At 64.7% G+C, this 12,762-nt stretch carries 11 protein-coding genes; 5 read left to right on the top strand and 6 right to left on the bottom strand.

Annotated elements, in window-relative coordinates; translation table 11 throughout:
* Positions 1-80 precede the first annotated feature (80 nt).
* The gene (locus tag MF6396_RS09405; protein WP_078480162.1) at positions 81-2,309 is read left to right on the top strand and encodes a TonB-dependent siderophore receptor; all 2,229 of its coding nucleotides are present in this window, start codon (positions 81-83) and stop codon (positions 2,307-2,309) included.
* 83 nt (positions 2,310-2,392) lie between these two features.
* Here the strand turns inward: MF6396_RS09405 and MF6396_RS09400 are convergent, their stop codons facing one another.
* Together MF6396_RS09400 and MF6396_RS09395 are read right to left on the bottom strand one after the other, a co-directional pair.
* Positions 2,393-3,277, bottom strand: a complete 885-nt coding sequence (locus MF6396_RS09400; protein ID WP_078480161.1) for a dihydrodipicolinate synthase family protein — start codon at positions 3,275-3,277, stop codon at positions 2,393-2,395.
* 25 nt (positions 3,278-3,302) lie between these two features.
* Positions 3,303-4,085 (bottom strand): aldolase, encoded by a 783-nt coding sequence (locus tag MF6396_RS09395; RefSeq protein WP_043862936.1) that lies wholly within the window; start codon positions 4,083-4,085, stop codon positions 3,303-3,305.
* A 161-nt stretch (positions 4,086-4,246) separates the two neighbouring features.
* On the opposite strand from MF6396_RS09395, the gene MF6396_RS09390 reads away from it, so the two are divergent.
* Positions 4,247-4,795, top strand: a complete 549-nt coding sequence (locus MF6396_RS09390) for a helix-turn-helix domain-containing protein (protein ID WP_043862935.1) — start codon at positions 4,247-4,249, stop codon at positions 4,793-4,795.
* Here the strand turns inward: MF6396_RS09390 and MF6396_RS09385 are convergent.
* Entirely contained in the window at positions 4,792-5,343 is a 552-nt protein-coding gene (locus MF6396_RS09385) for an RNA 2'-phosphotransferase (protein WP_078480160.1), read from the bottom strand. The genes MF6396_RS09390 and MF6396_RS09385 overlap by 4 nt on opposite strands.
* 136 nt (positions 5,344-5,479) lie before the next feature.
* Here MF6396_RS09385 and MF6396_RS09380 point away from each other — a divergent pair, with 136 nt between their 5' ends.
* Positions 5,480-6,262, top strand: coding sequence for an AraC family transcriptional regulator (locus MF6396_RS09380; protein ID WP_078480159.1), 783 nt, complete (start codon positions 5,480-5,482; stop codon positions 6,260-6,262).
* Between the two features lie 65 nt (positions 6,263-6,327).
* Here MF6396_RS09380 and MF6396_RS09375 read toward each other — a convergent pair whose 3' ends face one another.
* A complete protein-coding gene (locus tag MF6396_RS09375) occupies positions 6,328-6,921 on the bottom strand; it encodes a LysE family translocator (protein WP_054915382.1) in 594 nt (197 codons plus the stop codon).
* A gap of 269 nt (positions 6,922-7,190) precedes the next feature.
* Between MF6396_RS09375 and MF6396_RS09370 the strand changes: the two genes are divergently transcribed.
* Positions 7,191-8,762: a TerC family protein gene (locus MF6396_RS09370; RefSeq protein ID WP_043862931.1), complete on the top strand. Its 1,572-nt coding sequence runs from the start codon at positions 7,191-7,193 to the stop codon at positions 8,760-8,762.
* Here the strand turns inward: MF6396_RS09370 and rarD are convergent.
* Positions 8,725-9,612, bottom strand: coding sequence for an EamA family transporter RarD (gene rarD / locus MF6396_RS09365; protein WP_043862930.1), 888 nt, complete (start codon positions 9,610-9,612; stop codon positions 8,725-8,727). The genes MF6396_RS09370 and rarD overlap by 38 nt on opposite strands.
* Positions 9,613-9,662: 50 nt before the next feature.
* On the bottom strand, positions 9,663-11,222 hold the full coding sequence (locus tag MF6396_RS09360) for an EAL domain-containing protein (protein WP_177346321.1): 1,560 nt from the start codon (positions 11,220-11,222) through the stop codon (positions 9,663-9,665).
* Positions 11,223-11,626: 404 nt separating this feature from the next.
* Here MF6396_RS09360 and hppD point away from each other — a divergent pair, with 404 nt between their 5' ends.
* Positions 11,627-12,703, top strand: a complete 1,077-nt coding sequence (hppD, locus tag MF6396_RS09355; protein WP_054915379.1) for a 4-hydroxyphenylpyruvate dioxygenase — start codon at positions 11,627-11,629, stop codon at positions 12,701-12,703.
* Positions 12,704-12,762 lie beyond the last annotated feature (59 nt).

The raw sequence follows: 12,762 nt of genomic DNA, 5'->3' as shown, positions 1-12,762 counted from the left end.
CGTATTAAGGGTGATCCGATGATGTCCCGCTGTGTATTTCTAAACGGAATTTCCCGTCGTAAAACAAGGAGAAGGCCGCGATGTTCGCGCCGATTACCCGTTCCATGACGTTGACACTGGGCCTGTACGGCACCGCCTGCAGCGCCGTCGCACTGGCTGACAACGAACCCCTGCCCGACGCCGCCCCCCAGGCGCTGGAGCTGGGTTCGACCAACGTGAGTGCCCAGGGCCTGGGCAGCACCACCGAAAACACCGGGGCCTACACCACCGGCAGCATGAGCACCGCCACCCGCCTGAACCTGTCGATCAAGGACACCCCGCAGTCGATGTCGGTGCTGACCCGCCAGCAGCTGGACGACTTCCAGCTCGACAACCTCTCCGAAGCCATGGGCCAGGTGACGGGCGTGGTGGTGCAGCGCAACGACTCCGAGCGCCCCACGTACAACTCGCGCGGCTATGCCATCGACAACTTCCAGATCGACGGCATGCTCAACACCTTCGCGGGGCTCAAGTCCGACTCGGACACCATCATCTACGACCGCATCGAAGTGGTGCGTGGCGCCACCGGGCTGACCACCGGCGCCGGCGACCCGTCGGGCACCATCAACATGATGCGCAAGCGCCCCACCCATGAACTGGCGGTGAAAACCGGCCTGCGTGGCGGCAGCTACGACAACTACTACAGCTATGTCGACGTGGGCGGGCCGCTGGCCTTCGACGGCCGTCTGCGCGGGCGCAGCGTGCTGGCCTACCGCGATGCCCATTCGTTTCGCGACCGCTACCAGACCCAGCGCGAGGTGGCCTACGGCATTCTCGAGGGCGACCTGAGCGACGACACCGTGCTGGCGGTGGGGTACGACTACCAGAACAAGCATGTACAGGGTGCCTCGTGGGGCACCGTGCCGTACTGGAACGCCTCCGGTGGCAAGGCCAAGCTGCCGCGTTCGAACAACATCTCGGCGCCGTGGAGTTCATGGCCGCTCAAGGACGAGACCGTGTTCGCCACCCTCGACCAGCGCCTGGGCGGCGACTGGCACCTCAAGGCCGCCTACACCTACCGCCAGAGCGAAACCGACGGCAAGGTGTACTTCGGTGGCCAGGGCTTCCCCGAGGCCGACCGCAGCGGCATGAATGCCTGGGTCAGCCACTTCATCGGCGACGAGAAAATGAGCGCCGCCGACCTTAACCTGGGCGGGCCCTTTGCGCTGCTGGGGCGCGAGCACGAATTCATGATCGGCTATGGCGAGTCGCAGCGGCGCAACAGCGCGCCGCTCAAGCGGCCCCTGGACCTGCCGCCCGGCTACACGACCATCCCCGACTGGAAGTACCTGGGCGGGGTAGACAAGTTCGCCGATACCGTGACCAACCTGGATGGTTCGCGCGATACCACGCAGCAGAAGGCCGGCTATGTCGCCACCCGGCTGAACGTGACCGATGCACTGCACCTGGTGCTGGGCAGCCGCTACGGCAGCTGGAAGGTCACGGGGCGCTCATGGGCATTCGATGCGGCGGGGCAGGTGGTGGAGAACCCGCGCTCCAGCCGCACCCACAATGACGTGTGGACACCCTATGCGGGCGTTCTGTACGACATCACCGACCACTACACCGTGTACGCCAGCTATACCGACATCTTCAAGCCGCAGAACTACAAGGATGTCGACGACAAGTACCTGGAACCGGTGGTGGGCAGCAACTACGAGGTGGGCCTGAAGGGCAGCCTGCTGGACGAGCGCCTGAACCTGTCGACGGCGGTGTTTCGCAGCAAGCAGGACAACGTGGCCGAGGTGGACGATTCCATTCCGGTAGGGCCCAACGGCGAGCAGTATTACAAGTCCGGCGGCAAGGGCAATACCGTGGAGGGCTTCGAGGCGGAGGTCGCTGGCGAGGTGATGGCGGGGTGGAACATGACCCTGGGCTACAGCTACACCCACTCGCTGGATGCCGAGCACAAGCGGCGCAACACCACCCAGCCGTTGAACATGGTGCGCTGGAACAGCACCTACAGGGTGATGGACAGGTTGACCGTGGGTGGGTCGGTGGATTGGCAGAGCGACATCTACCGCAGCGGCAATCGTCCGGTGGGGCGAGGCAGCGATGGCCGGATCATCACGGCGCCGGCTGACATTCGCCAGCGGTCCTACACGGTGGTGGGGTTGATGTCCCGTTACGAGTTCGACGAACACCTGTCGGCGTCCTTGAACGTGAAGAACCTGCTGGATACCAGGTACTACAACAACGTGGGGTTCTACAACGGGGTGTACTGGGGTGATCCGCGCACGCTGACGGTGAGCCTGGATTGGCGGTTGTAGCGCCCTGAAGCCGAGCCAACAGGGCTGGCGATGCATGCCCTGTTGGCCGTGGCGATACCGTGCGCTGAGGCCGTGATAAGGCCTTACCCCATCTGTTCGAGCAACCCGCGCAACCGCTCACGCCCGGCGTCATCCAGCCCGAACACCGGCCTGCGCGGCTCGCCCACCTCAAGCCCGGTCAACGCCAACCCTGCCTTCACCGTCGCTGGCAAGCCGCCCTTGAGGATGAACTCCAGCAATGGCAACTGCCGGTAGAACAGCGCCCGCGCCGCCTCAAGGTCGTTACCCATCACGGCCTGGTACAGCTGCTGGTTGAGCGCCGGAATCAGGTTGGCTGCCGCCGTGCACCAGCCCGTGGCACCGGCCACGAACGCTTCCAGGGCCAACGGGTTGCAGCCGTTGTAGAACGGCACCTGGCCTTCGCCCAACTGCTGCAGCTTGTGCATGCGCTGGATGTCGCCGGTACTCTCCTTGACCATGGTCACGTTCTCGACCTGGCGCACGATGCGCATGATCAGCTCCACCGACAGGTCGGTGCCGCTGGTGGCCGGGTTGTTGTAGAGCATGATCGGCACGCCGATGCAGTCGCCGATGCTCTGGTAGTGCTGCAGGATCTCGGCCTCGCTCAGCTTCCAGTAGGCCGCCGGCAATACCATCACCGCATCTGCCCCATGGGCCTCGGCAAAGCGCGCGCGGCGCATGGCGCTGGCGGTGGTCAGGTCCGAGACGCTGACAATGGTCGGTACCCGCCCGCCAATGTGCGCCAGGCTGAACTCGGCCACCTGGTCCCACTCGCGGTCGCTCAGGTAGGCGCCTTCGCCCGTGCTGCCCAGGGGCGCGATGGCCTGTACCCCACCTTCGATCAGCCGATCGATGGAGCGGCCAAGGGCCGTCAGGTCGAGCTGGGTGCCGTCGGCGCTGAACGGGGTGATGGTGTAGCCGATGATGCCGTGAAAAGTCGTGGACATGAAAAACACTCCGCAGAAAACAGGTTCAGTTCAGGCAATCGGCATGCTGACGCAGGCACTGCCGGGCATAGTAGGCGAACGCCGCGCCGTGGCGCTTGGGGCGGGCGATCCAGTCGTGCGCTTCGCGCCCCAGCACCGGCTCGATGGGCTTGATCTGGCCGGCTGACATCGCCAGCAACTGCAGGCGCGCCGCGCGCTCGATCAACTGCGCGATCACACAGGCTTCCTCGATGCTGGCGCCGGTCGACAGCTGGCCGTGGTGCGACAGCAGGATGGCGCGCTTGTCGCCCAGCGCCGCGCTGATCAGCTCGCCTTCCTCGTTGCCCACCGGCACCCCGGGCCAGCCTTCGAGAAACGCGCAGTCTTCGTACAGCGGGCAGAGGTCCATGTGCGACACCTGCAACGGTACCTCGAGCATCGACAATGCGGCGATGTGGGTCGGGTGGGTGTGGATGATGCAGTTCACATCCGGGCGTGCGCGGTACACCCAGCTGTGAAAGCGATTGGCCGGGTTGGGCATGCCGCTGCCTTCGAGCACCTCCAGGTCCTCGTTGACCAATAGCAGGTTGCTGGCGGTGATTTCATCGAAGCCCAGCCCCAGTTGCTGGGTGTAGAAGGTGCCCGGTTGCGGGCCGCGGGCACTGATCTGCCCGGCCAGGCCGGAGTCGTGGCCGTTGTCGAACAGGATTCGGCAGGTCAGCGCCAGCTTTTCACGCACAGTCCACGTATTATCGGCAAGCGAGCCCTGCATCTGTTCCAGGGCCTGCTTGACCAGTTGGTCCTTGGGGAGTGCTAATGTCTTGGCCATTGGGGTTTCCTCGGTGGCGGATCGGACGTCAGGGCTGGCCCGCCCCGGTTGCTTGAAAGGTGAGCGGGGTGGTCAACCTCATGACACAAACAAGGCTATATGACACAAAGTGTCATTGGCAAGGGAAAGGTTGCCCATTGCACCGGGAATAGCGGCGTTAAATGTCTATCCGATTGAAAGTATTAAGAAAAAAACTTGGGCTGACGCTTGAGACGCTGGCCGAGAAAACGGCCATGACCAAGAGCTACCTGTCCAAGGTGGAGCGGGGTCTGAACACGCCTTCGATTGCGGCGGCGCTGAAACTGGCGCGGGCGTTGAACGTGAACGTGGAAGAACTGTTCGCCGAAGACCAGCCTGCGCAGGCGCGCTACAGCCTGGTACGCCGGGGTGAACGCCAGGCGTTGTCCGGCAGCGCCGAAGGGCCGGGCTACGCGGTGCTGGCCCAGCATATCGGCCAGCGCAGCCTGCTGCCGTTCATCATCTGCCCGCCGGCGGACTTCAGCGACTCGACGTTCAAGGAGCACCTGGGCGAAGAGTTCCTGTTCGTGCACGAAGGGCAGGTGGAAGTGGACTTCATGCACGAGCGGGTGTTGCTCGAGCGCGGCGATGCGCTGCACTTCAATGCCCAGACACCGCACCGGCTACGCTCGGTCGGGGCGGTGCAGGCGCAGTTGCTGGTGGTGGTGCACGACGCCGATTCGCCGGTTTAACCGGGCTGTCGAATGAACGCCACCGGCACGTGGGCCGTCAGCCATACGCCATTGTCGGCCTGGAAGAACGCCAGGCCCTGGGCGTGCATTGCCGCTGCATCGATGTGCAGCAGTACCGGTGAGCCGTAACGCTGGCCGACCGCAATGGCCGTGGCAGGGTCGTGGGACAGGTGCACGTGGTGACGGTTGCCGGCGATCAGGCCCTGTTGGGCAATCGAGTCGAGAAAGCGCGTTGCCGTACCGTGGTACAGCTCGGCAGGCGGCGCCTTGGGCGCGTACTGGAGCTCGACCGTCGCTGTCGAGTGCCCCTGTACGGCGCGAATCCTGCGGCCATCGTCCGACAGGCCGAAGCGTTTCTTGTCGCTGCTGGCCACCACCGCCTGCAGGTGCGCCAGGTCCAGCGCGCGGCCCTGGCGGGCGGCGCCGGCAATCAGTGCATCGACATCGCCCCAGCCTTCGCTGTCCAGTTGCAGATCGATGGATTCGGGGGCGTGACGCAGCACGTAGCTGAGAAATTTGCTGGTTTCGGTGAAGCGCTTGCTGCTCATGCGGGTCTTCCTTGAACGGTCTGCGCGGCAGCTTATCAGGGCGCGCAAGCGGCGACGAGCGGTGCGCAAGGGGCAGTGGCACGCCTTGAAGCCTGATAGAGTGCGCGTTGTTCCACTGCCCACAGGCCCGCACGCGATGACCACCACCTCGTATTTCTGGCGTGACCCGGCGTTGCCCTTCATCGAGGCGCGCGGGGTCGCAGACGGTCGCAAGGTCTGCTATGCGCGCCATTCCCATGCCGGGTTCTCCATCGGTGCGATCACTGCCGGGCGCAGCTCCTACCTCAGCGGGCACACCTGGCGCGAGGTCGAGACCGGCACGGTGGTGATGATGAACCCCGGTGTGGTGCACGCCTGCAACCCGATCGCCGACCAGCCGTGGTCGTACCTGATGCTGTACGTGGACATGCCGTGGCTGACCCGGCTTGGCTTCGCACCGGTCGCTGCCACCCTGAGTACCGCCCCGGCCCTGTTCGAGGCCCTGTTGCAGTTGTACGACGTGCTCATCGACAACCAGCGTGGCGCGACGTGCAAGGCGGCGGCTGCCGAAGCGTTCTTCGGCGACCTGCGCCAGCAGCTGGAGGCAGCGCCACCGCCGCTGGCCAGGCCGGATGCGCGCCTGGAGCGGGCGGCGGCATTCATTCGCGCACATTGCACCGAACCGCTCAAGCTCGAAGACATCAGCCAGGCCGCCGGCTTATCCACCTCGTATCTGATCCGCACCTTCAAACAGCATTACGGCCTGACCCCGCACGGCTTTGTGCTGGACTGCCGCGTGCAGTACGCCCGCGCCCAGTTGCGCCAGGGCCGGCTGATCGCCGAGGTGGCGCTGGAGGCCGGGTTTGCCGACCAGGCGCATCTGCAACGGGCATTCAAGCAGCACCTGGCTGCGACGCCCGGGCATTACCGCTCAGCCTAGGCGCTGTACGAAAAGCCTTGATACTTGGTGATGCTGGGTTGAAAACAGCCTGACCTTCGTCTTTTTCATACAGACCCCTGCATCAGGTACAGCGCACTCAGCACCAGCAGGGCGGCCAGGCTGCGATTGAACAGGCGCAGGCGCCGCGGGTTGTCGAGGTAGCTGCGGATCAGGCTGCCGGCCAGCGCCCAGCTGCCCAGCGAGAGGTAGCAGATCACCAGGTAGATCAGGCTGAACTGGCCCAGCAGGGCGGTTTCGCCCTGGCCCACGAAGGCGCCGATGCCCGCCACGCAGGCCAGCCAGGCCTTGGGGTTGAGCCATTGCATGGCAGCGCCGCGCAGCAGGCTGGGTGCGTGGGTATCACGCCCTTCACCGAGCGCGCCGTCGTCGCGGGCCAGTTTCCATGCCATGTACAGCAGAAACAGCACCCCGGCCCAGTGCAGGGCAACGGCAAGGCCTGGCCAGTGGCGCAGCACCTCATGCAGGCCCAGGCCGATCAGTACCAGCAGCAGGATGAACCCCAGGGTGGCGCCGGTAACGTGGCGCATGGCCGGGCGCAAGCCATGCCGTGCGCCGGCGCCCAGGGCAACGATGTTGACCGGGCCAGGGGAAATGGAGGCGGCCAGGGCGAAGGCGGCCATGGAAAGGCTGAGGCTCATGCGGCAGATCCTTGAGGGGGAGGGTGCAGCGAGGGTAGGCGGGAAGGTCGGTGGGGTATTGAAGGAAATTGCCCTGTGCCGCAGCGCGTGTTTTGCCACAGATTGAAATAATTTCACGCTGTGAGAAAAGTCAGCTGAAATTGTAGGATCACCGTCCCTAATTGACCCAAGGTTGATATGACTTCGTTCTCGGAGCCTCCCAGTACCCGGCCGTCCTGGCCATCCTCCCTTTCCCGTCCCCGTGACGTTTCCCGCCTGAGTACCTGCCCATGGAATGGCTAGCCGACCCCACGGCCTGGCTGGGCCTTGCCACGCTGATCGTGCTCGAGCTGGTACTGGGTATCGACAACCTGGTGTTCATCGCGATTCTCGCCGACAAGCTGCCGCCCCATCAGCGCGACCGCGCGCGGGTGATCGGCCTGTCGCTGGCGCTGATCATGCGCCTGGGCCTGCTGGCCAGCATCTCGTGGATGGTGACGCTGACCGCGCCGCTGTTCGAGGTGTTCGACAAGAGCTTCTCGGGCCGTGACCTGATCATGCTGTTCGGCGGTGTGTTCCTGCTGTTCAAGGCCACCATGGAGTTGCACGAGCGTCTCGAAGGGCATGTCGCCCACCATCAGGGCCCGGCGCGCCATTCGGCGTTCTGGCCGATCGTGGCGCAGATCGTGGTACTCGATGCAGTGTTCTCGCTGGACGCGGTGATTACCGCCGTGGGCATGGTCGAGCACCTGTCGATCATGATGATCGCGGTGATCTTCTCCATCGGCATCATGATCGTCGCGAGCAAGCCGCTGACCCGCTTCGTCAATGCCCACCCCACGGTGATCATGCTGTGCCTGGGCTTTCTGATGATGATCGGCTTCAGCCTCACCGCCGAGGGCCTGGGCTTTCATATACCCAAGGGGTACCTGTACGCGGCAATCGGCTTCTCGATCCTGATCGAGCTGTTCAACCAGCTGGCCCGCGCCCGGCGCAAGCGCAGCCTGCAACAGCACCGGCCATTGCGCGAGCGCACCGCCCACGCGGTGATGCGCATGCTGGGTGGGCGCCGGTTGCAGGCCGACGAGGTGGGTGAGGACATCGCCGACCTGGTCGAGGATGGCGATGAACAGGTGCTGTTCGACCGCCGCGAACGGGTGATGATCAGCGGCGTGCTGAACCTGGCCGAACGCCCCATCAGAACGCTGATGACGGTGCGCGCCAAAGTCGACTTCATCGACCTGGCGCAACCGCCGGAGGCGATCCGTACCGCGCTGATGCATTCGTCCTACTCGCGCCTGCCGCTGATTCGCCAGGGGCGGGTGGAGGAGCCGCTGGGCTTCGTGCACAAGAAGGAGCTGCTCAGGGAGCTGCTGGCCGGTCACGAGCCGGACCTGGAGCGCCTGGCGCGCACGCCGCTGAACCTGCTGGAGAGTTTCAGCATCCTCAACGCGCTGGAGCAGATGCGCAGCCAGTCGACCCACATCGCCTTCGTGGTCAACGAATTCGGCGACTTCACCGGCGTGCTGACCATGACCGACATCCTCGAGTCCATCGCCGGCGAGCTGCCCGATGCCAGTGAAGTAGAAGGGCCGGGCATCGTGCAGGCGCCGGACGGCTACCTGGTCAACGGCGCGCTGAACCTGCGCCAGATCCAGGCGCAGATCGGCTTTGCGGCCAAGCCCACCGAGGACTACCAGACCCTCGCCGGCCTGGTCATGAGCCTGCTCGACCGCCTGCCGCGGGTGGGCGATCAACTGACCTGGGGCGACTGGCTGATGACCGTCGAGGCCGTGCAGGAGCGCCGGGTGCGGCAGGTACGGCTTACACCGAACGCCGCCGCTGACGCAGCAGGTGCCTGACCCCCTCGAGCACCAGCACCACCACTGCCAGCCAGATCGGCAGGTAGGTCAGCCACTGGTCCGGGGCGATGCTCTCGCCCAGGATCAGGGCCACCGCCACCAGCAGCACCGGTTCCACATAGCTGAGCAGGCCGAACAGGCTGAACGCCAGCAGACGGCTGGCCATCACGTAGGTGACCAGCGCCAGGGCGCTGATCACGCCCAGGATCGGAATCAGCACGTAGAGCTGCGGGTGGGCCAGCAGGTCGGCTGCGCTCAGCGGGCCCTGCACGATGAAGTACACCGAGGGCGGCATCATCAGGCACATGTCGGCCCACAGCCCGCCCAGGTGATCGGTGCGCAACTTGCGCCGCAAGATGAAGTAGAACGGGTAGCCGCCGGCCACCAGCAGGGTTTCCCAGGCGAACGAGCCATGGCGTATCAGTTCATGCCCCACCCCCACCACGGCGCAGGCCACGGCGACCTTCTGCAGGCGTGACAGGCGCTCGCCATACACCACCCGCCCGGTCAGCACCATGGTCAGCGGCAGCAGGAAGTACCCCAGCGACACCTCCATGCTGCGCCCGTGCAGCGGTGCCCACAGAAACACCCACAGCTGCAGACCCATCAATGTCGAGGTACCCACCAGCCCCAGCAACAGCAGCGGGTTGCGCCGGATGCGCTGCAGTACGCCGATTGCCAGTGGCCAGTCCTTGGACAGCAGCATGAACAGCGTGATGCACGGCAGGGTCAGCAGCATGCGCCAACCGAAGATCTCCTCGCCGTCGAGGGGGGTGAGCAGGGAGGTGTAGTAGTACATCAGGGCGAACAGACACGACGCCATGACCGATGAAACGATGCCTCTGGACAAGGGGGCCTCGGGAGCACGAAGGGGTAGGGAAGTGGTGAGCGCGCATGATCTCAGGGGCGCGTCACCTGGGCAACCGGCTGTGTGCCCAATGCAGCCACGAACTCGGCCAACGGCATCGGCCGGGCGAACAGGTAGCCCTGCTGGAAGTCCACCCGGTGCCGGGCCAGGTAGTCGCGCTGGGCGATGGTCTCCACGCCCTCGGCGACAATGCCCAGGCCCAGCTTGCCCGACAGCTCGATGATGCTGTCCAGGATATGCAGCGACAGGGCATCGACGCCGATCATGGCCACGAAGCTCTGGTCGATCTTCAGGTAGTCGACCTTGAACTGGCGCAGGTAGCCCAGGCTCGACTGGCCGGTGCCGAAGTCATCGATGGCGATCATCACCCCCAGGGCCTGCAGCCTTGCGAACAGCTGCTCGGTGGTGTCGCTGGGTACCACCAGCTTGCGCTCGGTCAGCTCCAGGGTCAGGATCACCCGGCCAGGCGGGAAGGCGGCGAGAAAATCGCGGCAGTCGTCATACAGGGCCATGTCCTGGCAGTGATCGGCAGTGATGTTGATGCCCACATGAAAGCCGTCGCCAAAGGTCTGGGCGTGGGGCGCCAGGCCTTCGGCCACGCGCTGCATCAGGCGCCGGGTCATGGGCACGATCTGGCCGCTGTGCTCGGCATAGGGAATGAACAGGTCAGGGCGCACCATGCCTTCGCGCGGGTGCTGCCAGCGCATCAGCACCTCGGCGCCGGCCCAGCGGTAGTCACCCTCGCGCACCACCGGCTGGAAGTACGGGATGAACTCGTCGGCCTCCAGTGCCCGTTGCAGCTCCACCCGTGGCGAACTGGCCCTGCGCAGCTGCCAGCGGCAGGCCGCGCCGGCCATCACGCCCAGCAGGGTCACCAGGCCGAACAGCCCCGGGTACTCGGCGCGCATCAGGCGCCAGGGCTCGCCAGCGGCATAACCGCTGTGCACCGAAAAACGATAGCGCTGCGAGGCCTGCTGCGTCGGCGCCACGGCAAACACCGGGGGCGGGCCCTGGTGCACCACGCCGTCTTCGCCCATCCAGTTGGGGCCTACCTGCAGCACCAGGGTGGTGCCCTGGTCGAGCAGCTCCAGGGCGCTGCTCAGGTGGTCGCCATCGACGGTGGTGATGGCGCCGTCGTTGCCCTTGCTGAGCCGGTAGGCCAGCAGTGCATGGCCGGGCGTCACCGAGTTGCCGTTCATCAGCCACAGGCTGCCATCGACATAGTCCTTGGCATCCACCGGCTCGCTGAAGTTGCCAAACAGCGAACTGCAGTACAGGTCATTGTCACGAAACAGGTTGCTGGAGCGCACGAACGAGCCGCGTGTCACCTGTTCGCGCAGCGCCAGTGTGGCCTCTGCGCAGGGTTGGCGGGTCAGGGGCAACAGGGCCTGGGCGGCGCCGGCGATGTTGTCGAGGATGCGATCGAAGTGCCCGGTGACCAGGGCGGCCGTGTTCGCGGCCCTGGCCTCGAGCTCACGCTGTGCCTGCCAGTGCATGATCAGCACGCCGGACACCACCGGTATCGCCCCCACCAGCCATGGCAGCAGGGCTCGCAGGGTCCAGCGACCGGGGCGTTTTTTCGTGAGGGGCATGGTGGCTACCTGTGCGGGATGAGCGCGGATGATTTCAAGGGCAGGGTTTCCCTGGTACCCCGAGCGCACAGCATAGCCGTTCATCGGCCTGTATACAGCTGAGGCGTCAGCCTGATGTACTGCAGGGGAGGCTGCCGCTGTCGGCAGGCCCGGGCACTAAAGTACTTACAATTTTTCTTACGCCCTGTAGAATCGCGTTACGCATACAATAATAAGGTCCTTCGCCACTGGAGGATCAGACGGCCGAGAATAGGTCCCATATGAAGTGTCATGGGTTCAAACTGATTTATGGTGACTACCTCGCCCGCAGTGTGAGGGGCATCTCCTGCGCGCCGCCACGTTCGCTCCACATCGACAGCAAGCTACCCCTGTGATTTGAACGCTTTGATGATGAGGAAACGAACATGGCAGATATCTTCGAAAACCCGATGGGCCTGATGGGCTTCGAGTTCATTGAACTGGCCGCACCCGTCCCGGGTACCCTGGAGCCGATCTTCCAGATCATGGGCTTCACCAAGGTCGCCAGCCACCGCTCCAAGGACGTGCACCTGTACCGTCAGGGCGGCATCAACCTGATCCTGAACAACGAACCCAAGAGCGTGGCGTCCTACTTTGCCGCCGAGCATGGTCCGTCGGTGTGCGGCATGGCCTTCCGTGTGCGCAATGCCCATGAAGCCTATGCCCGTGCCCTGGAGCTGGGTGCCCAGCCGGTCGAGATCGAGACCGGGCCGATGGAACTGCGCCTGCCGGCGATCAAGGGTATCGGCGGCGCGCCGCTGTACCTGATCGACCGCTTCGAGGAAGGCAGCTCGATCTACGACATCGACTTCAAGTGGATCGAAGGCGTGGACCGCAACCCGGTCGGCGCCGGCCTCAAGATCATCGACCACCTGACCCACAACGTGTATCGCGGGCGCATGGCCTACTGGGCCGGCTTCTACGAGAAGCTGTTCAACTTCCGCGAGATCCGCTACTTCGACATCAAGGGTGAGTACACCGGCCTGACCTCCAAGGCCATGACCGCCCCCGACGCGATGATCCGTATCCCGCTGAACGAGGAGTCCTCCAAGGGCGCCGGTCAGATCGAAGAGTTCCTGATGCAGTTCAACGGCGAGGGCATCCAGCACGTCGCCTTCCTCACCGACGACCTGATCAAGAGCTGGGACGCGCTGAAAAAGCTCGGCATGCGTTTCATGACCGCACCGCCGGACACCTACTACGAAATGCTCGAAGGCCGTCTGCCGAACCACGGCGAGCCGGTGGGCGAGCTGCAGTCGCGGGGCATTCTGCTGGACGGCTCGTCCGAGGCGGGCGACAAGCGCCTGCTGCTGCAGATCTTCTCCGAAACCCTGATGGGCCCGGTGTTCTTCGAGTTCATCCAGCGCAAGGGTGACGACGGCTTCGGCGAGGGCAACTTCAAGGCCCTGTTCGAATCCATCGAGCGCGACCAGGTTCGCCGCGGTGTACTGACCGCCGAATAAACGCGGCGCGTATGCAAAAAGGCCATCGAGCATGCCTCGATGGCCTTTTTTTGTGCCTG

It is taken from the genome of Pseudomonas sp. MF6396, from assembly GCF_002018915.1.
Lineage (GTDB): Bacteria > Pseudomonadota > Gammaproteobacteria > Pseudomonadales > Pseudomonadaceae > Aquipseudomonas > Aquipseudomonas palmensis.
The sequence above is the reverse complement of the archived record's forward strand: the minus strand, read 5'-3'. Positions and strand labels throughout refer to the sequence as shown.